The sequence below is a fragment of the Vulcanococcus limneticus LL genome, from assembly GCF_943369875.1.
In the GTDB taxonomy this organism is placed as follows: Bacteria; Cyanobacteriota; Cyanobacteriia; order PCC-6307; family Cyanobiaceae; genus Vulcanococcus; species Vulcanococcus limneticus_A.
Genome location: NZ_CALROT020000005.1, coordinates 13,329 through 36,346, shown reverse-complemented (window position 1 = coordinate 36,346; position 23,018 = coordinate 13,329). Strand labels below are relative to the sequence as shown.

At 70.6% G+C, this 23,018-nt stretch carries 24 protein-coding genes; 15 read left to right on the top strand and 9 right to left on the bottom strand.

Annotated elements, in window-relative coordinates:
• The first annotated feature begins 9 nt into the window (after positions 1-9).
• Genes pds through ACLV7J_RS07205 form a run of 6 tightly spaced genes read left to right on the top strand, consistent with a single transcriptional unit; the run spans position 10 to position 8,264 of the window.
• On the top strand, positions 10-1,422 hold the full coding sequence (pds, locus tag ACLV7J_RS07230; RefSeq protein ID WP_411868428.1) for a 15-cis-phytoene desaturase: 1,413 nt from the start codon (positions 10-12) through the stop codon (positions 1,420-1,422).
• On the top strand, positions 1,419-4,145 hold the full coding sequence (locus tag ACLV7J_RS07225) for a response regulator (protein ID WP_411868427.1): 2,727 nt from the start codon (positions 1,419-1,421) through the stop codon (positions 4,143-4,145). Before pds ends, ACLV7J_RS07225 begins: the two co-directional genes overlap by 4 nt.
• A gap of 17 nt (positions 4,146-4,162) precedes the next feature.
• A complete protein-coding gene (locus ACLV7J_RS07220; RefSeq protein ID WP_411868426.1) occupies positions 4,163-4,549 on the top strand; it encodes a response regulator in 387 nt (128 codons plus the stop codon).
• 3 nt (positions 4,550-4,552) lie between these two features.
• The gene (locus ACLV7J_RS07215; protein WP_411868425.1) at positions 4,553-5,665 is read left to right on the top strand and encodes a response regulator; all 1,113 of its coding nucleotides are present in this window, start codon (positions 4,553-4,555) and stop codon (positions 5,663-5,665) included.
• A 59-nt stretch (positions 5,666-5,724) separates the two neighbouring features.
• Positions 5,725-6,678: a phytoene synthase gene (locus ACLV7J_RS07210; protein ID WP_411868424.1), complete on the top strand. Its 954-nt coding sequence runs from the start codon at positions 5,725-5,727 to the stop codon at positions 6,676-6,678.
• Positions 6,675-8,264, top strand: a complete 1,590-nt coding sequence (locus ACLV7J_RS07205; RefSeq protein WP_411868423.1) for a TolC family protein — start codon at positions 6,675-6,677, stop codon at positions 8,262-8,264. Before ACLV7J_RS07210 ends, ACLV7J_RS07205 begins: the two co-directional genes overlap by 4 nt.
• On the opposite strand, the gene ACLV7J_RS07200 is transcribed toward ACLV7J_RS07205, so the two are convergent.
• Entirely contained in the window at positions 8,265-9,767 is a 1,503-nt protein-coding gene (locus ACLV7J_RS07200) for a HAMP domain-containing protein (RefSeq protein WP_411868422.1), read from the bottom strand.
• 58 nt (positions 9,768-9,825) lie between these two features.
• Here ACLV7J_RS07200 and ACLV7J_RS07195 point away from each other — a divergent pair, with 58 nt between their 5' ends.
• The 4 genes from ACLV7J_RS07195 (at position 9,826) to ACLV7J_RS07180 (ending at position 12,680) form a co-directional block, all read left to right on the top strand.
• Positions 9,826-10,590, top strand: coding sequence for a MinD/ParA family protein (locus ACLV7J_RS07195; RefSeq protein ID WP_411868421.1), 765 nt, complete (start codon positions 9,826-9,828; stop codon positions 10,588-10,590).
• The gene (locus ACLV7J_RS07190) at positions 10,577-10,843 is read left to right on the top strand and encodes a hypothetical protein (RefSeq protein WP_411868420.1); all 267 of its coding nucleotides are present in this window, start codon (positions 10,577-10,579) and stop codon (positions 10,841-10,843) included. Before ACLV7J_RS07195 ends, ACLV7J_RS07190 begins: the two co-directional genes overlap by 14 nt.
• Before the next feature lie 115 nt (positions 10,844-10,958).
• Complete coding sequence (locus ACLV7J_RS07185; RefSeq protein WP_411868419.1) at positions 10,959-12,062, top strand: Rieske 2Fe-2S domain-containing protein; 1,104 nt, start codon at positions 10,959-10,961, stop codon at positions 12,060-12,062.
• 129 nt (positions 12,063-12,191) lie between these two features.
• The gene (locus tag ACLV7J_RS07180) at positions 12,192-12,680 is read left to right on the top strand and encodes a VOC family protein (RefSeq protein WP_411868418.1); all 489 of its coding nucleotides are present in this window, start codon (positions 12,192-12,194) and stop codon (positions 12,678-12,680) included.
• Here ACLV7J_RS07180 and ACLV7J_RS07175 read toward each other — a convergent pair.
• The 5 genes from ACLV7J_RS07175 to ACLV7J_RS07155 are packed head-to-tail and all read right to left on the bottom strand — an operon-like array spanning position 12,653 to position 17,629.
• Entirely contained in the window at positions 12,653-13,873 is a 1,221-nt protein-coding gene (locus ACLV7J_RS07175) for an MFS transporter (RefSeq protein WP_411868417.1), read from the bottom strand. The two genes, ACLV7J_RS07180 and ACLV7J_RS07175, sit on opposite strands and share 28 nt — an antisense overlap.
• Positions 13,870-14,838: an alpha/beta fold hydrolase gene (locus ACLV7J_RS07170; protein WP_411868416.1), complete on the bottom strand. Its 969-nt coding sequence runs from the start codon at positions 14,836-14,838 to the stop codon at positions 13,870-13,872. The genes ACLV7J_RS07175 and ACLV7J_RS07170 overlap by 4 nt, the downstream gene beginning before the upstream one ends.
• Before the next feature lie 2 nt (positions 14,839-14,840).
• Positions 14,841-15,557, bottom strand: a complete 717-nt coding sequence (locus ACLV7J_RS07165) for an ATP-binding cassette domain-containing protein (protein ID WP_411868415.1) — start codon at positions 15,555-15,557, stop codon at positions 14,841-14,843.
• A gap of 18 nt (positions 15,558-15,575) precedes the next feature.
• The gene (gene devC / locus ACLV7J_RS07160) at positions 15,576-16,766 is read right to left on the bottom strand and encodes an ABC transporter permease DevC (protein ID WP_411868414.1); all 1,191 of its coding nucleotides are present in this window, start codon (positions 16,764-16,766) and stop codon (positions 15,576-15,578) included.
• Entirely contained in the window at positions 16,763-17,629 is an 867-nt protein-coding gene (locus ACLV7J_RS07155; RefSeq protein WP_411868413.1) for an HlyD family efflux transporter periplasmic adaptor subunit, read from the bottom strand. Before ACLV7J_RS07155 ends, devC begins: the two co-directional genes overlap by 4 nt.
• Before the next feature lie 140 nt (positions 17,630-17,769).
• On the opposite strand from ACLV7J_RS07155, the gene ACLV7J_RS07150 reads away from it, so the two are divergent.
• The gene (locus tag ACLV7J_RS07150; RefSeq protein ID WP_411868412.1) at positions 17,770-18,288 is read left to right on the top strand and encodes a cyclic nucleotide-binding domain-containing protein; all 519 of its coding nucleotides are present in this window, start codon (positions 17,770-17,772) and stop codon (positions 18,286-18,288) included.
• Positions 18,289-18,337: 49 nt separating this feature from the next.
• Positions 18,338-18,511 carry a hypothetical protein gene (locus ACLV7J_RS07145; RefSeq protein WP_411868411.1) on the top strand — a complete coding sequence of 58 codons (174 nt, stop codon included), beginning with the start codon at positions 18,338-18,340 and terminating at the stop codon, positions 18,509-18,511.
• 138 nt (positions 18,512-18,649) lie between these two features.
• Here ACLV7J_RS07145 and ACLV7J_RS07140 read toward each other — a convergent pair whose 3' ends face one another.
• Together ACLV7J_RS07140 and ACLV7J_RS07135 are read right to left on the bottom strand one after the other, a co-directional pair.
• Positions 18,650-19,078, bottom strand: a complete 429-nt coding sequence (locus ACLV7J_RS07140) for an RNA recognition motif domain-containing protein (protein WP_411868410.1) — start codon at positions 19,076-19,078, stop codon at positions 18,650-18,652.
• Between the two features lie 268 nt (positions 19,079-19,346).
• A complete protein-coding gene (locus tag ACLV7J_RS07135; protein ID WP_411868409.1) occupies positions 19,347-20,666 on the bottom strand; it encodes a CCA tRNA nucleotidyltransferase in 1,320 nt (439 codons plus the stop codon).
• A 28-nt stretch (positions 20,667-20,694) separates the two neighbouring features.
• On the opposite strand from ACLV7J_RS07135, the gene ACLV7J_RS07130 reads away from it, so the two are divergent.
• Genes ACLV7J_RS07130 through ACLV7J_RS07120 form a run of 3 tightly spaced genes read left to right on the top strand, consistent with a single transcriptional unit; the run spans position 20,695 to position 22,327 of the window.
• Positions 20,695-20,946, top strand: coding sequence for a Ycf34 family protein (locus ACLV7J_RS07130; RefSeq protein WP_411868408.1), 252 nt, complete (start codon positions 20,695-20,697; stop codon positions 20,944-20,946).
• Positions 20,943-21,587, top strand: a complete 645-nt coding sequence (gene tsaB, locus ACLV7J_RS07125; RefSeq protein WP_411868407.1) for a tRNA (adenosine(37)-N6)-threonylcarbamoyltransferase complex dimerization subunit type 1 TsaB — start codon at positions 20,943-20,945, stop codon at positions 21,585-21,587. The genes ACLV7J_RS07130 and tsaB overlap by 4 nt, the downstream gene beginning before the upstream one ends.
• Entirely contained in the window at positions 21,587-22,327 is a 741-nt protein-coding gene (locus tag ACLV7J_RS07120) for a YdcF family protein (protein ID WP_411868406.1), read from the top strand. The genes tsaB and ACLV7J_RS07120 overlap by 1 nt, the downstream gene beginning before the upstream one ends.
• Here ACLV7J_RS07120 and ACLV7J_RS07115 read toward each other — a convergent pair.
• Positions 22,269-23,006, bottom strand: coding sequence for a lysophospholipid acyltransferase family protein (locus ACLV7J_RS07115; protein WP_411868589.1), 738 nt, complete (start codon positions 23,004-23,006; stop codon positions 22,269-22,271). The two genes, ACLV7J_RS07120 and ACLV7J_RS07115, sit on opposite strands and share 59 nt — an antisense overlap.
• Positions 23,007-23,018: the final 12 nt, after the last annotated feature.

Below are 23,018 nucleotides of genomic sequence, written 5' to 3'. Positions count from 1 at the left end.
GGGTGTGCCATGCGCGTCGCCATTGCAGGAGCCGGGCTGGCCGGTCTGGCCTGCGCCAAGTACCTCTGCGACGCCGGTCACACCCCGATCGTGGTCGAAGCCCGCGACGTGCTGGGCGGCAAGGTGGCCGCCTGGCAGGACGAGGAGGGCGACTGGTACGAGACCGGTCTGCACATCTTTTTCGGCGCCTACCGCAACATGCGCCAGCTGTTCAAGGAGCTGGACATCGAAGACCGTCTGCAGTGGAAGAGCCACTCGATGATCTTCAACCAGATGGAGACCCCCGGCACCTACAGCCGCTTCGACTTCCCCGACATCCCCGCCCCCCTCAACGGCGTGGCGGCGATCCTCGGCAATAACGACATGCTCACCTGGCCGGAGAAGATCGCCTTCGGCCTGGGCCTGGTGCCGGCGATGCTGCGGGGCCAGTCCTACGTGGAGGAGTGCGACAAGTATTCCTGGAGCGAGTGGCTCAAACTGCACAACATCCCCGATCGGGTGAACGACGAGGTGTTCATCGCCATGGCCAAGGCGCTGAACTTCATCGACCCCGATGAGATCTCCAGCACGGTGGTGCTCACGGCCCTGAACCGCTTCCTGCAGGAGAGCGACGGCTCGAAGATGGCCTTCCTCGATGGCAACCCGCCCCAGCGCCTCTGCCAGCCCATCGTCGACTACGTGACGGCCCGCGGCGGTGAGGTGCACCTCGATTCGCCCCTGCGGGAGATCGAGCTGAACGCCGATGGCACGGTGAGCGGCTTCCGCATCGGCGGCATCAAGGGCAAGGAGGGCTACACCCTCACGGCCGATGCCTACGTGAGCGCCATGCCGGTGGATCCCTTCAAGCTGCTGATTCCTGAGGCCTGGAAGGGGATCCCCTACTTCCAGAAGCTCGATGGTCTCAACGGCGTGCCCGTGATCAACATCCACCTCTGGTTTGATCGCAAGCTCACCGAGATCGATCACCTGCTGTTCAGCCGCAGCCCCCTGCTCAGCGTCTACGCCGACATGAGCAACACCTGCCGCGAGTACGAAGACCCCAACCGCTCGATGCTGGAGCTGGTGTTCGCCCCCGCCAAGGACTGGATCGGCCGCAGCGACGACGAGATCGTGGCCGCCACCATGGAGGAGCTGAAGCGCCTGTTCCCGATGCACTTCACCGGCGACGACCAGGCCCAGCTGCGCAAGGCGATCGTCGTCAAGACGCCCCTCTCGGTCTACAAGACCGTGCCCGGCTGTCAGCAGCTGCGGCCCGACCAGGCCAGCCCGATCGCCAACTTCTTCCTGGCCGGCTGCTACACGATGCAGCGCTATCTGGCCTCGATGGAGGGGGCGGTGCTCAGCGGCAAGCAGTGCGCCGCGGCCGTGGCCGGATCCGCCGTGGCGGCGGGCCAGGCGGAGCGCACGCCGGTCGGCGTGTGAGCGACCCCGGCGCCCTGGGCGTTGATGCCCGCGCCATCGAACGCCGCGTCCTGCGCGGCACCCTGATCTGGTTCGGGGTCGTCGCCGGGCTGCTGGTGGGCACCGCCGTGTTCAGCCTGCTGCAGCTGCGCAGCACCGTGCAGACCTTCGCGGCCCAGAAGGCCAAAGCGGTGGGCGACAGCCTGGCCAGCCAGCTGCAGGTCACCGACACCATCTACCGCCAGCTCACCCGGGCGGCGCTCCGGGTGCTCCAGGCCGACACCCTCAGCCTGGGTGAGCCCTCCCTGGGGCCAGGCCTTCGGCGGATCGGCGTGGAGCTGGTTCCCAAGCTGCGCTTCGGCACCACCGACATCGATGCCAGCACCGGGATCGTCGATGCGGTGGTGGAACGGATGGGCGGCACCGCCAGCCTGTTCGTACGCCGGGGAGACCGCTTCATCCGCGTGGCGACCACCGTGCGCCAGATCGACGGCCAGCGTGCCATCGGCACCGAACTGAACCCGCGCGGTGACGCGATCCGGGCCCTGCGCTCGGGCCGCAGCTTCACCGGCGTGGCCGAGATCTTCGGCGAGCCCTACTTCACCACCTACGAGCCGATCCGTGACCGCTCCGGGGCGGTGATCGGCGCCTGGTACACCGGCTACCGCATCGACACCCTGGCGGTGATCGGCCGCTCGGTGAACAGCTCCCGCATCCTGGACCGCGGCTTCGTGGCCCTGCTGGATTCCCGCGGCCAGCGCCGCTTCCATTCCGCCCACGTGCCGCGGGGCCAGGCTGAGGCGCTGGTGGATTCGTCCGACCGCCCTGGCGCTGCTGGTGCTCCGGGGGCGGCTGCATCCCCCGCCGCCCCGAAGGATTACCTGCTGAAGCGTCAGCAGTTCGCGCCCTGGCGCTTCGAGATCCTCTCCGCCACCTATCTGCCGGACATCGATCGGCTCACCGTGCAGCTCACCGGTGGCCTGCTCGGTCTGCTGTTCGTGATGGTGGGGGCCGTGCTGGCCCTCTCCTGGTGGTTCAGCCAGCGGCTCTCCAAGGCCCTGATCGACGACGAGGTGGCGCGGCTCCTGGCCGAGTCGGAGCGGGCGTCGGCCCACGTCGCCCGCCAGGAGGCCGAGGAGGCCAACCAGGCCAAGAGCGCCTTTCTGGCCAACATGAGCCACGAGCTGCGCACGCCGATGAACGCGATCATCGGCTACAGCGAGATGCTGATTGAGGAGGCGGAGGAGCTCGAGCCCGACGAGTTCGTGCCGGATCTGCGCAAGATCCATGCCGCCGGCCGGCATCTGCTCGGCCTGATCAACGATGTGCTCGATCTCTCCAAGATCGAGGCCGGCAAGATGACCCTCTACCTGGAGGATTTCGAGCTTCCCGACACCCTGGCCGAGGTGGTGAGCACGGTTCAGCCGCTGCTCCATCAGAACGGCAATCGGCTGGAGGTGGAGTGCCCTGCGGACATCGGCACGGTGCACGCCGATCTCACCAAGGTGCGCCAGTGCCTGCTCAATCTGCTCAGCAACGCCAGCAAGTTCACCGACCACGGCCACATCACGATCACCGTGAGCGCCGAGGGCTCAGGCCCGAGCGAGCGCCTGCGCATCGCCGTGGCCGACACGGGCATCGGCATGAACGAGGAGCAGATGGGACGCCTGTTCCAGAGCTTCAGCCAGGCCGACAGCAGCACCACCCGCCGCTACGGCGGCACCGGGCTCGGCCTGGCCATCAGCCGCGAGTTCAGTCGCCAGATGGGCGGGGACATCACGGTGGCCAGTGAGCCCGGCCGTGGCAGCACCTTCACCCTGGAGCTGCCCCGCCGGGTGAGGCCCGAGGCGGAGGCTGAGGCCGGGGCGGAGACCAATGCGGAGGCCGATCCCGCCGGTCCGGTTGCGGTCGCTCCCGCGGCCCTGCCCCAGGCGGCAGCCGAGCCGGCCGCCGGGCCACCCGCACCAGCGGCCCCGGCTTCCCCGCTGCCCATCCCCGCCGTGCCGCCCCGCGGCACAGTGCTCGCCATCGACGACGACGCCGATGCCCGCGAGCTGATCCGCCGCTTCCTGGTGCGCGAGGGCTTCCAGGTGGAGCTGGCCGCCGATGGGGCCGAGGGCCTGGCCATGGCCCGCCGCCTGCGCCCCGATCTGATCACGCTCGACGTGATGATGCCGGGCATGGACGGCTGGGCGGTGCTGGCCAGCCTCAAGTCGGATCCGGAGCTGGCGCTCACTCCGGTGGTGATGATGACGATGCTCGACAACCGCGAGCTGGGGGTGGCCATGGGGGCCACCGACTGTCTCACCAAGCCGGTGGACTGGCCCAAGCTGGAGCAGTTGCTCGGCCGGCTCACGGGCGATTCCCAGCTGGCCCAGGTGCTGGTGGTGGAGGACGACGACGCCAACGCCGAGCTGCTGCAGCGCCTGCTGGAGAAGGCGGGCTGGACCGTGGAGCGGGCCTGCAACGGCCGCGAGGCCCTGGAGCGGATCGCCATCAGCCGGCCGGCCCTGATCCTGCTGGACCTGATGATGCCGGAGATGGATGGCCTGGAGTTCATCGAACAGTTGCGCCGCAATCCGATCGCCGCCGCCATTCCCGTGATCGTGCTCACGGCCAAGAGCCTCACCCCGGATGATCAGGCCAGGCTCAACGGCCGGGTGAGCGATGTGCTCAGCAAGGGGCGCGTCACCGGCAACTCTCTGCTGGCGCAGATTGATGCCATTGTGAGGCGAAAATCCTGAGCACTCCTGCCACCGCGATGGTTCGCATCCTGCTCGTCGAGGACAACGAGATGAACCGGGACATGCTGTCCCGGCGGCTGACGCGCAAGGGCTTCGAGGTGGTGATGGCGCTGGATGGGGCTGAGTCGCTGGAGGTGGCGGCGGCCCAGGCCCCGGCCCTGATCCTGATGGACATGAGTCTGCCGGTGATCGATGGCTGGGAGGCCACGCGGCGCCTCAAGGCCGATGCGGCCACCGCCGCCATCCCGGTGATCGGTCTCACGGCCCATGCGATGGCGGAGGACCGGGACCGCTGTCTCGCCGCCGGCTGCGACGACTACGACACCAAGCCCGTGGACCTGGCCCGGCTGCTGGAGAAAATCCAGGCCCAGCTGCAGCGCTGCGGCATCGCGGTGGACGGCTGAGTGATGCCGCCTGCTTCCCCCTCCCCGGGTGCCGCCTCCGCGGCGAGCCCGCCGCCAGGCTCCGAGGCCCCGGTCGCCCCGGACGCCTCCCAGGAGCTCGCGGCCCTGCGCCACGACCTGCTCACACCCCTGAACCAGATCATTGGCTACAGCGAACTGCTGGAGGAGGAGGCCGCGGAGGAGCACCCGGCCGCCGTGCCCGATCTGCGCCGCATCCAGCAGGCGGCCGCCACGCTGGTGGGCCTGATCCGCACCCGGCTGCAGCTGGCGCCGCTGCCGGCCCCGGGAGCCGCTCCGCCCGCCCGCCCGCTCCCCGCCGCCGAGGCCCCATCCCAGCCGCTCGCTGAGCCGGCTGAGGCCCCTGCCCCCGGCGCGTCCGAACCCCCGCCCCAGGCCGCCGGGCCCGTGCCGCGCCACGGCCGCATCCTGGCGGTGGACGACGACCCGCTCAACCGCGACATGCTGGCCAGCCGCCTGGTCCGCCAGGGCCACACCGTCACCACCGCCGCCGACGGCATGGAGGTGCTGGAGAAGGTGCGCCAGCAGCGCTTCGATCTGGTGCTGCTGGACGTGATGATGCCGCGCCTGGACGGCTACGACACCCTGCTGCGGCTCAAGGCCGACGAGGAGCTGCGCCATCTGCCGGTGATCATGATCAGCGCCCTCGACGACCTCTCCAGCGTGGTGCGCTGCATCGAGGCCGGCGCCGAGGACTACCTGCCCAAGCCCTTCAACGCCACGCTGCTGCGGGCCCGCATCGGCGCCTGCCTGGAGAAGAAGGCCCTGCGCGACCAGGAGCTGGAGCTCTACCAGAACCTGGTGCTGAGCCAGCAGCGCCTCGATCGCGAGCTCAGCCAGGCCGACCGCTTCGTGGCCTCCATGGCGGCCGATGTGCGCGAGGACCCCCGGGTGGCGCCCCTGCTGAGCGCCTTCCAGCGCATGGCCGGGGCCGTGTCGCGGCGGGAGACGGAGTTGCGGGCCACCATCAAGGAGCTGGAGATCAAGATCAACACCGCCGCGGTGCAGGGGCAGGTGGGCTCGATCCTGGGCGATCCCTCCTTTTCCTCCCTGGCCGAACGGGCCCGGGCCATGCGCCAGCGCCGTGCCGCCTCGTGAGCCAGCGCTCTGCCACCATGGCCTCTGCCTCGGTTGATCCAGGTGCCGACCCTGCCCCGATGACGGCACAGTCCTCCGCCGCCACGTCCCGCCAGCGGGAGCCTGGATCCGCCGTGCTGCCGAGCCTGGAGGAGGCCTATGAGGCCTGCCGCAGGGAGACGGCCGAGTGGGCCAAGACCTTCTATCTCGGCACGCTGCTGATGCCCCCGGCCAAGCGCCGGGCGATCTGGGCCATCTACGTCTGGTGCCGCCGCACCGATGAGCTGATGGACAGCGCCGAGGCCCAGGCGCGTCCGGTGGAGGAGCTGGCGGCGCGGCTCGATGCCTGGGAGCTGCGCACCCGCCAGCTGTTCGAGGGCCAGGTGCGCGATGGCCTCGATCGGGCCATGGTGGACACCCTTGAGCGCTATCCCCAGGACCTGCAGCCCTACCTCGACATGATCGAGGGCCAGCGCATGGACCTGCACCAGACCCGCTACGCCACCTTCGCCGAGCTGGAGCTCTACTGCTATCGCGTCGCCGGCACCGTCGGCCTGATGACCCAGGAGGTGATGGGTCTCGATCCCGCCTACACCTCCGCCCCCTGGAGCGAGCGGCCCGATACCTCCGAGGCCGCGGTGGCCCTCGGCATCGCCAACCAGCTCACCAACATCCTGCGGGACGTGGGCGAAGACCGGGGCCGCGGCCGCATCTACCTGCCCCAGGAGGACCTGGAGCGCTTCGGCTATTCGGAGGCCGAGCTGCTGGCCGGCACCCTCAACGACAACTGGCGGGCGCTGATGGCCTTCCAGCTGGAGCGTGCCCGCCAGTGGTTCGCCCGCTCCGAGGCCGGCGTGCGCTGGCTGGCCCCCGATGCCCGCTGGCCGGTGTGGGCGTCGCTGCGGCTCTACCGGGGCATCCTCGATGTGATCGAACGGCACGACTACGACGTGTTCAATAAGCGCGCCTACGTGCCCCAGGCCGGCAAGCTCCTCGACCTGCCCTTCTCCTACGTGATCTCCCAGGCCCGATGAGTCGCCCGCCAGAGCTGAGCCCCTGCCGGCGTGGGACCGCGGCCCTGCTGCGGTTCGCCGCTGCGCTGCCGTTGCTGCTCGCTGGCGCCATCCCGGCCGGATCGGCCGGTGCCGAGCCGCTGCCGGGGGAGCAGCGCGTCGAGAGCCTCGGATCGGGCTGGCCGGGCCAGCGGCCCCGCCCGACGGAGTCGCCGCTGCCGCCGGAGCAGCTGTCCCGGCTGGCCATGGCCCAGGCGGTGGCCTGGGCCAGCCAGCGCAACCCGGTGCTGCGCCAGTCGTATGAGGAGCTGGTGGCGACCCAGAACAGCCTCGGCGCCGCCTACGCCACCTGGTGGCCCACGCTCAACGCCTCCCTCAACGGCGGCCCCTACGGCGCCCGCTCCTACTACAACTATCCGGGGGCCTTCACCGGTGGCGTGGCGTCGCCCGGGCCCTACCAGAACCAGAAGGCCTACCTCGGCAGCTACTTCCAGGCGATCGGCCAGGTCGATGTCACCTGGAACCTCTTCGATCCGGCCCGTACCCCCACGATCTGGCAGAACAAATACAAGGTGCGCCAGGCCGCCGACACCTATGTGATCGCCCTGCGGGACAACCGCCTGCAGACCGAGCAGGCCTTCGTGGAGCTGCAGCAGGCCTACGCCCAGGTGCTCACCGGCCAGCAGATCGTGGCCAACGACAAGCTGCTCTATGGCCTCACCGAGACCCGGTTCCGCCTGGGCTCCTCCACCAAGGTGGATCTGGCCAAGCAGGAGTCGGTGCTGAAGGCCGACCAGAGCAACCTGGCCCGGGCCCAGCAGGACGTGCGCGTGGCCCAGGCGGCCCTCGGCGAGCTGCTGGCCATCAGTGATTCCTCGCCCCTGACCCCGGCCGAGCAGCTCGGGGCCCTGGGCTCCTGGCCCCACTCCCTGGCGGAGACCAGTCGCGCCGCCCTCGACTACCGCAAGGTGATCGAGCAGAAGCTGATGGACGTGAAGATCAACGAGGCCCAGGCCCAGATCGAGCTCGCCACTTACCGGCCCACGATCCAGCTGGTCAACAGCTGGCTGTGGACCAAGGCCGCGGGGTTCACCGGTCAGGGGCCGCCGTGGGTGCAGGGGGCCCGCTCCGACCTGTGGGACACCTCGGCGTTGCTGCAGCTGTCGTTCACCGGCTTCGATGGCGGCCAGGCGCGCATGAACGCCGAGGCCTCCCGCCGCAAGGCCAGGGCTGCCGAGGCCTCCTACCAGGCGGCGGTCAACCAGGTGCGCAAGGAGGTGGAGAGCTTCTACGCCCAGGCCACCCAGGGGCGCGACGTGGTGCTCTTCTCCTCGGGCCGCGTCAAGGCCGCCAATGAGGCCCTGCGCCTGCAGACCCTGCGCTTCAACGCCGGCTACGGCACCGTGACCGACGTGGTGCAGGCCCAGCAGGATCTCACCCAGGCCGTGATCGCCTATGTGAACGACCTGGCCGACTACAACGTCGCACTGGTGAGCCTGGCTCGCGCCAGTGGCCTGAGCTACATGGACGATCCGGCCCTCCGCCAGGAGCTCGGCACCCCCCTCAACGACCTGCGCCTGCCGGCCCGCCTGGCCAAGCTGCGCTGATCAGCCCCCTGCGCTCCCCTCGGACGGGGAGAGGCTCTCCGGCGGCTGGCTGTCCGGGCTGCTGGCCAGGGGTCTGCTCCCGTCCGCAGCTCCGGCCTCGGGGGGCGTGGGGTCGCGGAACTGGCGGCGCCGCTGCCGCATCGCCTGGGCCCGCTCGCTCAGGGCGCTGAAGCTGGGGTCCGCCACGATCGAGCACACCTGCCCCTGCAGCGACTGGTGGTTGATGCTGATCGTCAGCTCCTGGATCTGGGCCCGCAGGCCCTCCTCCCGGTCGGCTACCGCGCTGGCCATGCGGTTGAAGGCCAGCACCAGCTGGCCGATGGCATCGTCGGCTCCATAGCTGAGGGTCTGGCGCGTCTGGTCGGAGGCGATCGCATCGGCCGCCTCCGCCAGCTGCTGCAGCTGGCGGGTCACGCCGCGGGCCAGGTGCCAGGCGGCGAGGCCGCAGCCCAGCATCAGCAGCAGGCTCAGGCCGATCAGCCCGGTGATCACCCGGATCGTCTCCCGGCGCAGGGGTAGCAGCGTGCGCCGCAGCACGTCCTCGTCCACGGCGATGGCGGCCACCCAGTTCCAGGTTGGAAAGGTGGCCACAAACAGGGAGCGGCGCGGCAGCGGCCGCCGGTCCGGGCCGATCAGCGGCAGCTGGCGCTCCATCAGCGCGGGCTGCTGCCCCGCTCCGGGCCTGGGGATCCCGCCCGTCGCCGCCAGGGCGGCCTGGAGATCCCGGCAGGTGGTGGGCCGGGGCCGCTGGTAGTTGCAGTAGAGCGTGCCCGTGGGCGTCCAGCCGAAGAAGGCCACCTCGTGGTCCTCCTGGGGGAACAGGTTGGAGCCCGCGTTGAGCAGGCCGGTGGCGGCATCGGTGGAGACACTCACCATCACCACCAGGCGCCGGCCCTGGGGCGTGCCGTTCAGGGGCGCCAGGCGGGTGACGCGCCACTGATCCCCTCGGCGCAGCAGGGTGTTGCGGGGCGTCAGCAGCCCTTCGCGGTTCAGATAGAGCGCCTCCAGCTCCCGCACGGTCTCGGCGGGGGCCTGCCAGTTCATCTGCAGCGGTTCGCCCGAGCGGGTGATGCCCGTGAGCCGATGCCACTGGCCCTGCTCATTCTTGAAAAAGATCCCCGCCCAGGCGTCGCCGATCGACAGGGGTTGGCGCAACAGATCGTTGAGCAGTGTGGCCGCCTGGTTGGACTCAAACCGTTGTCCCTGCCAGGTGAGGCTGCTGGACCCCGAGATCGCCAGGCCCTGCAGATTGCGGCGAATCGCTTCGGCATCGAGGATCAGCTGCTCGCTGGTCCTGGTGGCGGAGGCCTGGATCAGCGCGGTGGTGTGCAGCAGGTTCGCGCGGTTGTCCTGTTGGAAGAGGCTGGAGATCTCGATGCTGGCTTGTCTGGCGATCGCCACCGCGGCGGTGCTGGCACCTCCCAGCAACAGCAGGGTGCTCACCAGGGGGCCACTCACTCCCAGGATCACCAGGCGGGTCCCGAGGGGCAGGCTCTTGGTCATGCGTACCACTGGGAGAGTCCTAGTATCCCGTAGCTGAGAGGGGTTTGGGCCTGTTGCGATGACCAAGATTGTCTGCGTTCATTCCTTCCGCGGCGGCACGGGAAAGTCGAATCTTTCCGCCAATCTGGCCACGGCCCTGGCCCTCAGCGGACGCAAGGTGGCCGTGATCGATACCGATCTGGCCTCCCCTGGCGTGCATGTGCTGTTTCAGTTCACGCCCGCCCCGGATGATGCCACCCTGAATGACCATCTCCAGGGCTCAGCTCCGATCGAAAGCTGTTGCCATGACGTGACACCTGCGGCAGTGCGGGCGAAGGCCGGCCAGGTGTTTCTGGTGCCGGCTTCGATGCAGAGTGACCGGATCGCGCGGCTGCTGCGCGAGGGCTATGAAGTGGAGCGACTCAATGACGCCCTCTTCCACCTCGGCGAACATCGCCATCTCGATGTGATTATTGTGGATACCCACCCCGGTATCAATGAGGAGACGTTGCTCACCACGGCCATCTCCGATTGCCTGGTGATGGTGATGCGCCCTGACTCCCAGGACTATCTGGGTACCGCCGTGGCGCTTGAGGTGGCCCAGCGCCTGGATGTGCCCAATGCCCTGCTGGTGGTGAACAAGCTGCCGCGCCACTTCGACGGCCAGCAGGTGCGCGATCGGGTGGAGCAGAGCTATGGCATTCCCCTGGGGGCCGTGCTGCCCCTCAGCGATGAGCTGCTCGATCTCGCCAGTGGCGACCTGGCCCTGCTCACGGTGCCGGATCACCCCTGGAGCCAGGGGGTGCATTCCCTCGCCCAGAAGCTGATCGATGGCATCCTTTGACGGCGCCCAGCTGCCGCGGCAGCCGCTCTCGATGGGGCTGCTGCTGAGCCTCGAGCCGCCGGAGCTGCGCCGCCTGCTCAAGTCGGGTCTGCGGCTCGGCCTTGCCCCGCCGGAGCTGGAGCAGCTGCTGCGCCAGGACTGGGGCCTGGAAACCGGCAGCCCCGAGGCCGACACCCTGCTGGCTGCCCTGGCGGAGCGGGAGTGGTTCCGCTGGAATCCCCAGGCGGAGCGCTGGAAAACCCATCTGGGCTGACCGCCGCCGCAGCGACGTCGCACGGCCCGTTCTCCCCCTGCCCCTGGGACGGCCCGTCCCGCCACCCCTGGCCCCCATCTACCCGGCGCCCGTCGCCGTTCTCCGTACCCCGCCGATGCAACTGCTCAACGCCTGGTATGCCGTGGCTCTGGCCTCAGGGCTGCAGCCGGATCAACCGCTCACGGTGCACCTGCACGGCCAGGCGCTGGTGCTGTGGCGCGGCGCCGATGGTGCGCCGCTGGCGGCCCAGGATCGCTGTCCCCACAAGGGGGCGTCCCTGGGGCGGGGCTGCCTGGTGGAGGGGAGGCTGCGCTGCGGCTACCACGGCTGGAGCTTCAATCAGCAGGGCGAATGCGTCGAGATTCCGGCCAATCGCCAGGGAATGAGCATTCCCCATCGCGCCCATCTGCGCCCCTATCCCTGCCAGGAGGGCCATGGATTCGTGTGGGTGTGGTGGCATCAGCAGGCCGATCTCGATCCGTCCACCGTGCCCCCCGTGCCGCCGATCGAGCATGTGCCCGCCGCCCAGGATCCCGGCTGGCGCACCATGGAGGGAACGGCGGTCTGGTCGGCCCACTGGCTGCGGATTCTGGAGGGCTTCATCGACCTCACCCACGTGCCCTACGTGCACAAGAGCACCTTCGGCGGTGCGGCGGCCGATGAGCTCTACCCCGCGGAGGAGTCGGCCACGGCGGACAGCCTCTATGCCCTGATCGATACGCCCCGGGATCGCCATTACCGCTCCGATCAGGGTGGCAATCCCCTCAGCCGCCTCAAGCGCACCCTGCTGGGCTCCGGCCATCCGGAGGACGAGCCGGGTGGGGCAGATCCCGCTCCGGATCAGCCTGCGGACGGGGCCGATGCCGCCCCCGCCGGTGTGCAGCACCTGAACCTGTGGATGGCCAACTTCCTGCTCATCCGCGTGGTGTTCAAGGACTTCTCGATCTATCTCTGCCTCATTCCCGTGCCGCTGGGCGATGGCCGCACCCAGCTGCTGTGGCGCCACTTCCGCTCCTTCCTCAGGAGTCCGCTGGCCGATGGGGCCGCCCTCAAGCGGGTGCACCGCTTCCTGGAGGAAGACAAGGTCATCGTGGAATCCATGCAGCCGTTCGAGCCGGATCTGGATGGCCGCGAGGATCTGCTGCTGGCCAGTGATTCGATGACGCTGGGCCTGCGCAAGCTGCTGCGCGCCAAGCGCGAGGCGGGCCTGGTGCGCTGAGACCAGCGGCCCTCCAGCTGCTTTCTTGACGCAGACCCGGCGCAGCGAATCCCACGCTCAACTCCCCCCGCCACTCCCCCGCCCAACTCCCCGACACAACGACCTCACCGATCCGAAGGAGCCCTTGCGATGACATCCTCCGAGGCCACCCCGCCCGCCGTCTCCGCCCAGGTCACCCCAGCGGAGACCGTCAGTCCCGCAGGGGGCCAGCCCATCCCGATCGAGGCGATCGACCACGTGGCGCTCACGGTGTCCGATCCGGCCCGCTCGATCCGCTGGTATCAGGACACCTTCGGCTTCACGGAGGCCCACATGGAGGGGTTGGCCGTGGGTCCGCCGTTCATCCTGCGGGTGGTGGGTGAGTCGTACCTCAACCTGTTCCCGCCCGATGCCGGAGCCACCCAGCCCAGCCCCGGCCACGACACGATCGCGATGCGGCACCTGGCCTTCCGCGTCCCCTTCGCCCTGATGGAGCAGACCGAGCAGCGCCTGCGGGAGCAGGGCCATGCCGTCAAGGCGTTTGCCTATGGCCCCCGCTGCCGCTCCCTGTTCCTCTCCGACCCGGATGGCCACCAGATCGAGCTGATCGGCTACGGCGACGGGGTGTTCGTCGGCTGAACCGACGGCTCAAGCTGGGGCTCCGCCTGGGGCTGGGATCGCACCTTGGTGAGGATCAACAGGGCCGCCGCGATGAAGATCACGGTGGCTTCCAGCTGGAAGGTGAGCCGGAAACCGCCGTAGGTGTAGAGCCGGCCGGCGGCCAGGGGGCCCAGCAGGCTGGTGAGGCTCACGCACGACTGGGTCAGGCCACCCAGCACGCCCTGCTGGCGTTCATTCACCGCCGTGGAGAGCAGGGTGCGCAGGCCCGGTGTGCTCAGACCCACCCCAGTGGCGAACAGGAACTGGGTGAGATAGAGGGAGCTGCCCTGCTCAATGGCCGAGACCCCCAGCAGGGCGATACCCACCAGCACGAGCCCCACCTCGGCCAGGCGCTTGGCCCGGAAGCGTCGCAGCAGCTTGGGCAGCAGGCCCCCCTGCACCAGGGCCGCCACCACCCCCACGAAGCAGAGCAGCAGCCCCGCGGCCTCGGGCCCCCAGCCGAAGCGCTGCTTGGTGTCCACCACGAAGACGCCGGTGAAGGAGGAGAAGCCGAGATAGAAGAGGAAATAGACGATCAGCATGCGGCGCAGCTGGGCCTGCTCGCCGCTCCACCAGCGCAGCGGCTCCTGGGGCTCCTCCGACCGCACGGCCTGGGGCGAGAGGGTTTCCGGCAGCAGCTTCAGCACCAGCACCAGGTTCACCAGCGTGAGGGCCGCGGCCACCAGGAAGGGGGCCCGGGGGCTGAAGGAGCCGATCAGGCCCCCCAGGGCCGGGCCGAACACGAAACCCAGGCCCAGGGCGGCCCCGAGGGCGCCGAAGCTCACGGTGCGGCCGTCCGCGTCCTCATTGCGGTCGGCCACCATGGCCTGGGCCAGGGCGAACACCGCCGCGCTGCCGCCCTTGATCGCCTGGAACAGCATCAGCATCGCCAGGCTGCCGGAGAGGCCCGAGCCCAGCAGCCCCAGGCTGCCCACCGCGATGGCGCCGGCCATCAGCGGCTTGCGGCCCCAGCGGTCCGAGAGGCGTCCGATCAGCGGCGCCCCCACCAGCTGGCAGCCGGCATAGAGGGCCGTCACCTGGGTGACCGTGATGGCACTGAGGCTGCCGGTGAGGTCCGCCACCAGGAACGGCAGCACCGGCGCCAGGAGCCCGAAGGAGCCCGTGTCGACGGCCACCACCAGGCAGAGGATCAGCAGGGCGCGGCGGTTCATGCCGCACCCCCGGCCAGGGCCTGCAGCAGCAGTGGATTCACCCGCTCCGGCGCCTCGTCGTGGGGGCAGTGGCCCAGCCCCGGCAGCACCTCCAGGCTGCGCACGCAGGCGAAGTCCTGCCAGCGGCGGGCTTCCGCCACGGGCTCCCAGGGGTCGGCCTCGCCCCAGATCATCGCCACCGGCGTGTGCAGCTCGGCCAGCAGCTGCGGGGCCAGCAGGTCGTCAAACAGGTTGATGAAGCCCCGGAAGGCCTCGGCGGCCCCGGCCTGGCGGGTGGGCTCCAGCAGGGCGGCCACCAGGGCGTCATCCACGTTGGCGCCGCTGGGGTAGGCCACCCCCAGCACCTTGCGGATCACCCCCGGTCGGCTCAGCTGGTTGAACAGCAGGGTGGTGAGCCAGCGCTGCCGCACCAGCGACTTCAGCAGCGGCCGGCCGTAGCGGCGCAGCGGCGGCTGCTCCGCCAGCCGCTTGTCGTCGAGGGCGCGCTGGGCGCAGTCCACCAGCACCACCTGCCGGGCGGGTCGCCCCTGCTGTTCGAGCCGCTGGGCCGCCCGCAGGGCCACCACGCCGCCGATGGAGTTGCCCACCAGGCTCACCGGACCCGGCTCCAGGGCTTCGAGGAGCGCGCACACCTGCTCGGCCCAGAGATCGATGCCGTAGCGGCAGTCGCCGGGGGCCGCCTCCTCCCCCGCCAGCACGGCCCGGGGCTTGCCACTGGCGCCGAAGCCCAGCAGGTCGAGGGCCAGCACGCGCCGGCCGGCCGCGAGGGGCGCGATGGTGTGGCGCCAGTGTTCCTTGCAGGCCCCGAAGCCGTGGATCAGCACCACGGTGTCGCCTGTGCTGGCGGCGTCGCCGGCGTCGGCGCTGGCCGCCCCGGCCTCGGGCCCGGCGACCACGTAGCTCACGGGTTCACCGCGCCACTGCCACTGGTGGATCCAGCTCTCGGGATAGGGAAGGGATGCCATGGCTAGTGCTCCGCTGAGGCCAGATCCGGTTGCCATGGCCGCACGCGCCCGTCTTCGATCCGCCAGATTCTGTCGGCGTCCTTTAGCAGCCGCAGGTCGTGGGTCACCAGCAGCACGGCGCTCTGGCGGCGGCGGCACAGGGAGCCCAGCAGTTCCACCACGTCCTGGCCCGACTGGCTGTCGAGGGAGGCCGTGGGTTCATCCGCCAGGATCAGATCCGGCTCGGGGGCGAGGGCCCGGGCGATGGCCACCCGCTGGCGCTGGCCGCCCGAGAGCTCGTCGGGGTAGTGGTGCAGCCGATGGCCGAGGCCCACGGCCTCCAGCAGATCGCGGGCCCGCTGTTCCCGCTGGCCCCCATGGGCCTCGCTGAGCTGCAGCAGCAGCTGCACGTTCTGCAGCACCGTGAGCGACGCCACCAGGTTGTGGCTCTGGAAGATGAAGCCGATGCGCCGGCGCACGGCCATGCGCTGCTGCTCGCTGGCTCCGGAGAGCTCCTGGCCGAGCACCTTCAAGGAGCCCTCCTCCACCGAGCGCAGGGCGCCCACCAGGGTCAGCAGGGTGCTCTTGCCGCTGCCGGACGGGCCCACCAGCAGTGTGATCTCGCCGGCCTGCACTTCGAAGTCGAGGCCGTGCAGGATCTGGCTGCGCAGCTCCCCCTGGCCATAGCTGTGGCGCAGGTCGCTGGTGATGATGACGGGTTCGCGCGGGGTCGGTGTCATGGCGGCTCAGAACACGGCTCAGAACACCGAGGCCGGATCGGCATCCGCCAGCTTGCGGATGGCGATGGCGGAGGAGGCGGCACAGACCCCCAGGGTGAGTGATCCCACCAGCAGGATCTTGTCGGAACTCATCTCGATGCGGATGCCCGAGGCGGAGGTGAGAAAGGCGTAGAGGGCGGCGCTGGCCAGGGTGGCGGGGATGAACGCCGAGACGGCCAGGATGATGGCCTCCTGCACCACGATCACCAGCAGAAACGTATCGCTGAAACCCATCGCCTTGAGGGTGGCGTATTCCTTGAGGTGATCAGTCACATCGGTGTAGAGCACCTGGTACACCACCACACCGCCCACCAGGATGCCCATGATCGTGCCGAAGCCGAAGATGATCCCGAACGACGACGACGTGTTCCAGTAGTTGCGCTCCTGGCTGATCAGTTCGGCCTTGGTGAGCACCTGCAGCTCCCGGCCGTAGCGCTGGCGTAGAAACTCCTGCACGCGGGGGACCTGGGCGGGGTCGCTCAGCCGCACGGCCCCCAGGGAGATCTCACCCTCGTTGATCTGGCGGTAGGCGAGGTTGATGGCGGTGCTGTCGCTGCTGATCAGGTTGCTGTCGGCGGCGAAGATCGAGCCGAGCTTGAACAGCCCCACGATCCGGAAGGTCTTAGAGAAGTCCGAGAGCAGCATCTCCTGGTAGCCGTTGCGCTGCACGGCGGGTGCCACCGGGCCGGTGTTGCGGTTGCCGCGGGCGTCGAACAGCACGTAGTTGGGGATGCGCAGCTTGTCGAGCTGGGCGGTCACCTCCGGCAGCTTGAGGACGTTGGTGGCGGGATCGAAGCCGATCAGGCGCAGGCTGGTGGGCTTGACGCCGCCGAGCCGCTGGGCGTTGACATTGGCGACGTAGATCGGGATCACCTGCTTGACCCCTTCCACCCCGAGGGCGTTGTAGAGCAGCGACTGGGGAAACTGCTGAAAGTTGCCGCTGTTGAGGGTGCCGGGGCTGATCAGGATCAGGTCGGTGTCGAGGGCCTCGTAGAAGGTGGTGGCGCTGTTGAGCAGGCCCGACTGAAAGCCCAGCTGCATGTACATCAGCAGCGCGGCGAAGCCGATGCCGGTGACGGCCACTAGGTAACGAATCGGCTGGCGCTTGAGCTGCAGCCAGGCCAGGGGCAGATCCGCCAGGTTGATGCCTGCGGGCAGGAGCCGCCTCATGAGCGGGGGAACCGCACGATCACGTTCAGGCCGCTGAGGCGCTCGACCCGGCGGCGATCGGCCGGGTCGAGATCCAGTTTCACCAGCACCACCCGGGCGTTCACGTCGTTGTTGCCGGTGATGGCGAACAGATCCCGCTCCGACACCTGGCTGATGATCGAGGCCAGGCTGGCGTTGATGCTGCCCTTGAAGCCGCCGCTCTCGGCGGTGACCACGGCCGGCTGGCCGATGCGCAGCCGGTTCACGTCGGTCTGGAACACCTGGGCCCACACCTGCATGCGGTCGGCCCGGCCGATCAGGGCCAGGCCCTCATCGGTTTCCTTCATGCCCGGCCAGCTGTAGATGCGGATCAGGTTGCCGTCGAGCGGCGACAGCACCTCGGCGGCGGCCAGCTGGGTCTGGGCCCGCTCCAGGGCGGCCCGGCTCGAGTCGATGTCGGCGCGCTTGCTGATCACGTTCGACTGCACCTCACCGAGCTCCTGCTCGGAGATGCCGCCATCGCGGAACAGCTCCCGGGCCCGCTTCTGGCTGAATTCCAGGCTGGGCAGCAGCACCTGGGTGGCGCGCAGGTCGGCGCGTGCCTCGCGCACGGAGGCCTCCAGCTGATCCCAGCTGCTCAGCCGCGCCAGCACCTGGCCCTTGCGGATCGGGTCGCCTTCGCCCACGAACCAGCGGCCCACCACTTCACTGCCGCCGACGCTGCCTGCCGGGATCGACAGGTTGACGAGGCCCCCATCCGGCGTCAGTCGGCCCAGGGCGGTCACGTCCTGGCGCAGGGGGGCCTGGGGCTTGGGCGCGGGTTTGGGGCGCAGCACGACCCAGCCGGCCACCAGCAGGCCCCCGAGGGTGACGATCAGGAGCAAGCGGCGACGCTTTCCGATCCAGGACGGGGCCCGTTGCGGGGCTGTCGTGCTCATGGCCGCGTGCTGGTCCGCGCATCTTAAGGGGCAATGGAAGCGGGAAAGTGCCCCTACACTGGGCCGAACTTTGGGACCCAGTGGGAATGCGTCGCCTACGGATTCCAGCCGGTGAGTACGTCTACAAGCAGGACGATCCGAGCGAGGCCATGTTTCTGGTGCGCTCCGGCAAGGTGGACATCACCGTCACCTACCCGGAGACCGGCGAAGCCGTCGATGTGAGCCATGGCCCTGGCCACATCTTCGGTGAGGTGGAGCTGATCGACAACCGCGCCCGCCTCGCCAATGCCCGTGTGACCACGCCGGCTGAGCTGGTGGTGTTCGATCGCGGCGAACTGCTCGAGATTCTGTTTGAAAGCCCCGAAAAGAGCCTGCTGCTCGGCAAGACCACCTACGAGCGCCTCAAGGAGCTGTTCAGCGATGAATCCCTGGATTCCGAGCTGGCCCGCCTGCGGGAGGAGATGAAGCAGACCATCCAGCAGGCGGTGGTCTCCCATGAATCGCGCGTGGTGCGCAGCCACAACGGCATGCTCGCCATCGCCGCGCCGATCATCGTGATGGTGGTGCTGGCGGTGGGGGCCTACTGGTTCTTCCACCGCGCCTGAGCCGACCCCACCCCGAACACCCTCCAACCCCACTCCCCCCTGACCGGCGATGAAGGAACCCTCTCCCGAGGAAAAGCAGGCTGCCTTCGTGGCCTTCCGTGAGGAACTGGATCAGGAGGTGGAGCACGGCATCGAGCACCACGAGGCCTCGATGACCAAGATGGGCTTCATGTTCCTGGGCATCTTCATCGGCGTGATCGCCCTCGCCGCCCTGTTGCCCTGAGGCCCAGGCCGGTCGGTCCTCGGCAGAAAGCCCCACCCGATCGGAATCGGATGGGGCTTGGCTGGTTGGCTTGGCGTGCCGGCTGCTCTGGCAGGTCGCTCCCGGTCCACAGGGGCCGGGAGCGACCTGCGGCAGGCCTCAGACGGCCGCCTTCTGATCGGCCAGCAGGGCCTTGAGCTTGGCCAGTTCGCCGGCCCAGCGGGGGTCGGGGGCGTCTTCCTGCACGGTGTCGCTGTGCACCACCTTGTTGACGGCCTTGCGGGCCACCTGGCTGGTGGGGGCGCCACCGGGGCGGCGGTCGCCGGCGGCCGGGCGGGCATCACGGCGCTCGGAGCGCTCGATGCGCAGGCTGTTGCCACCGAACTCGCGGCCGTTCAGCTGCTCGATCACCGCATCGGCGACCTTCTCGTCGTCCACGTTGGCGAAGCCGAAACCACGGCCGGCGCCGGTCTCCCGATCCTGGACCGCCTTGAAGCGGATGCCTTCACCCACGGAGGCGAACAGGGCCTCGAGTTCGGTGGCCTCGAAGCTCTGCGGCAGGTTGCCGACGTACAGACGAACGCTCATGGGATCGGGGAGAGGGGGAGAGGAGAAGCTGTGCTGGCCGGGGTCGCTGGCTGATGGCGCGGGCCTGGACCCGGCATCGGCTGGCTCTGGCCCGCGATCAGCGAGCCTGACGTTCTTGCCCTCATCGGCGTTGCACTCGCCCCGGAGGCGCGCTCAAGTCGCTCTCGGGGGGAATGGAACGGTGATTGGGACTGCAGCGAAGCCCTAACTGGCGCGATTCAGGTCGTTGAAAACGACTTTGCCAGAGAAGTTAATCACGGCGCGGTGTCTAGGCGCCAGCGTCAGGTTGGTGCTCGAGCCAGTGGCGGGCCCCGTCGATGGCGGCCTCGGGGCCGTGCAGGCGGCCAAAGGCCTGCTCCAGCAGCAGGTGCTCCATCAGCTCCCCGAGCCGGGGGGAGGGGGCCAGGCCGCAGGCCTGCTGCAGGCGGCGTCCATCCAGCGGCGGCCGGGGATGGAACAGCCGGTCGTCCGGATCACGCCAGCGCTCCAGCCACGACCGGGCCAGCTCCGCCGGCCAGGCCAGCAGCAGGGCCGGCAGGTCCGCTTCGAGCTGGCGCTGCAGCTGCAGCCGCTCCACCTCCGGCAGGGCGGCGATGGCGGCGCTGAGGGCGGCGGCGGGATCGGCGCCCGCAGCGGCACCGGGAGCGGAGGAGGGGGCGCCGTCCTGGGGACGGTCCGCCCCGAGCCGCTGCCGCCAGCTCCGCAGCCGGCCAGCCCGTTGCTGCAGCTTGCGGCTGCTGCGCAGCCGTTCGAGGGCCTCCGCGTCGAACAGGGCGGCCAGGCGGGCCAGGGGCAGGGCCTCGGCCGCTTCGCTCGCCGTCAGGCCGGCGGCGGCGGCCCGCTCCGGGCTGAGGCGCTCCAGCAGGGCCAGATCGGCTGCTGCTGCTGCGAGACCGGCAGCGGGCCCGGCGGCTGTGGCGCTCCAGGGGGCGAGCAGGCCGGTGGCCACAGCCTGGGCCAGCCCCAGGTGGCCCAGGGGCGCCGCCGCCAGCTTCTCCAGTTCCTGCAGCACCCGCTCGGGCGCCACCTCCGGCAGCCGGCCATGGTGCCGGCGGATCCAGGCCTCGCTGCCGGGATCGAGGGCAAAGCCGAGCTGGGCCGCCAGCCGCACGCCCCGCAGCAGGCGCAGGGGGTCGGCCAGCAGGTTGGCCTCGCTCACGGCCACCAGCCGGCGTTGCCGCAGGTGCTCCAGGCCGCCGCTGGGGTCCACCAGGTCCGCCCCACGCCGCAGCGGCAGGGCGATGGCGTTCACCGTGTAGTCGCGCCGGACCAGGTCCGCCTCCAGGCTGGCGCCCTCCTGGCGGGCCAGGTCCAGGCTCCAGCCCCGGATCACCAGCCGCGCCATGCAGCGCTCGGCGTCGAGCACCACCGCGCTGCCGCCGTGGCGGCGGGCCAGGGCCCGGCAGAGCGCGATGGCATCGCCGCTCACCACCAGGTCCAGGTCGGGTTTCGGGCCCAGCCGGTCCAGCAGGCCGTCGCGGACGGCGCCGCCCACCAGGGCCGCGTCGGCCGGCAGGGCGTCCAGGGGCAGGGGCCAGCGTTCGGGCCGCAGCCGCTGCCAGAGCTGGCGGGTTGGCGCGCCCGCCACAATGGGCTCACCCGCGCCGGACGCTGACATGTGCATCTGCGTGGACTGCCACTGGGTGGGGGACTGCCAGGCCTATCACGCGGTCGAGCGCCAGCACGGGGTGCCCCACCTCAGCGCCGACCCCGGCTTCGTGCCCAGCCAGCCCCGCATCCACGTGCAGGTGCGCGATCTGCCCGGCGGCCAGGTGGGCGTGGAGTGGGACGTGCGCGCCTGCGCCAGCTTCCAGGCCGATCCCGGCCACTGGCAGCGGCTCCGTCCCGGTCTGGCCGTGCCGGCATGAGCGCCTCGCCCTGGCTGCTGGCCCTGCACAGCTCCAGCGACACGCTGGCCGTGGGGCTGCAGCGGCTGGCGGCCGGAACGGCGCCCGAGCCGGCCCGACTCGCCGGTTTTCCCCTGGGCCGGCAGCTCTCCAACGAGCTTCTGCCCTGCGTGGAGGAGCTGCTGCCGGCGGAGCAGTGGCCCCAGCTCGGCCGGCTGGTGGTGGCCACCGGCCCCGGCGGCTTCACCGGCACCCGGCTGACGCTGGTGCTGGCCCGCACCCTGGCCCAGCAGCTGGCGATCCCGCTGCACGGCTTCAGCAGCTTTCTGCTGATCGCCCGCCGGCTGGCCGCACCGGGCGGGGCGATGGCCGGGGCCGAGCGCTTCTGGCTCACCCAGGAGCTGCCGCGCCGCGGCGTGGTGGCCGGGGCCTACGGCCCTGACCCGGCCGCCTTCGGCGGCGTGGCCGAGTGGGAGCCGCCGCGCCTCTTCCCTCCGGGGGAGGCCCTGCCGGCTGGGCCCCGGGCCCAGGCCCTGGTGGAGCCCGAGGCCGATGCCGCCCAGCTGCTGGCCCTGGGCCAGCTGGCGGCGGCCCGACACCTGGCGGGGCCCTGGCAGCCGGTGCTGCCGCTCTACCCCACCAGCCCGGTGGAGGGGCTGTGATGGGGCGCCCCCGCTCCCAGATCCAGGTCTCCCGGCGGGTTCGGGGTGAGGGCCGGGCCACGGCCGCCTCGGCCACCGCAGGGGCGGGGCGGGGGGGCGCCGCCGAGGGCCTGGCCGGACCGCCGCGGCGTCCCCGCCGTGGCCGGCCCAGGCGCCAGGGCGGCGGCCGTGGCCCCTGGCTGCTGGCTCTGCTGGCGGCCGGCGGTCTGCTGTGGCTGTCGCGGGGGCTGCTGCTGCCCACCCCGCCCAGGCCCCAGCTGATCCTGGTGCTCGGCGGCGATGTGGCCCGGGAGCGGGCCGCCGGCGAACTGGCCCGCCGCGACGGGCTGCCGCTGCTGGTGAGCGGCGGCAGCAACCCCGAATACGCCACCTGGCAGTTCGGCCGGCAGGGGCTCGGCGCCGGCCGCGTTCAGCTCGACTACCGCGCCCACGACACCCTCACCAACTTCACCTCGGTGGTGGACGAGCTCAGGCGGGCCAAGGTGCGCCACGTGCTGCTGGTGACCAGCAGCGACCACATGGAGCGGGCCCTGCTGGTGGGGCGGATCGTGGCCGGCAGCCGCGGCATCCATCTCACTCCGGTGGCGGTGCCCTGCGGCGACCAGTGCCATCCGGAGGGCCGCCGCAAGGTGTGGGGCGATGGCGCCCGGGCCGCCCTGTGGGTGCTGAGCGGCCGCGACGTCAGGGACTGGGCGGCAAGGCGGTTTGCTCCGCTGCTGGAGCCAGCGGCGCGTTCCTGAGCGGGCCGCGGATCAGACCCTGGTCCAGCAGCGCGTTGATCTGCTCCTGGCAGGCGGCGGTGGCGGCATCGAGATCGGCGCGGCGACGCGAGGCCGGCGGCGGGATCGGCGTGCCGATGCGGATGTGCACCGGCACCAGCCGGGGCTTGCTCTGGCCGGGCCCCAGGGCCCGGTGGCTGTTGATGATCGCCACCGGCAGCAGCGGCACGCCGGCCCGGGCCGCCAGCAGGGCGGCACCGGCCTGGGGGGCATGGACGCGGCCGTCGGCCTGGCGGCTGCCGTCGATGAACACGCCGGTGGCCCAGCCCTCCTCCAGCCGGTCGGTGGCGATGCGGATCGCCTCGCGGTCACTGGCCCCGCGCGACACGGGATAGGCGCCGCAGGCCCGGATGATCGGCCCCAGGATCGGCACCCTGAACAGCTCCGCCTTGGCCATGAAGGCCACCGGGCGGCCCAGGGCGTGGCCCAGCAGCGGTGGATCCAGGTGCGAGCCGTGGTTGGCCACCACCACCAGGGCCCCCTCCATCGGCACGTTGGCGTTGCCGGCGGTGCGGCCGCGGAACAGCAGCCGATACACGGGGAACACCAGCAGGTAGCTGATCAGCCGGTAGGTGAGGCTTGGCCTGGGGGTGCTGAGGAGGGCCGGCGGCTCGCTCTTGCGGCGCCGGCGCCGCAGCACCCGCTTCACCGC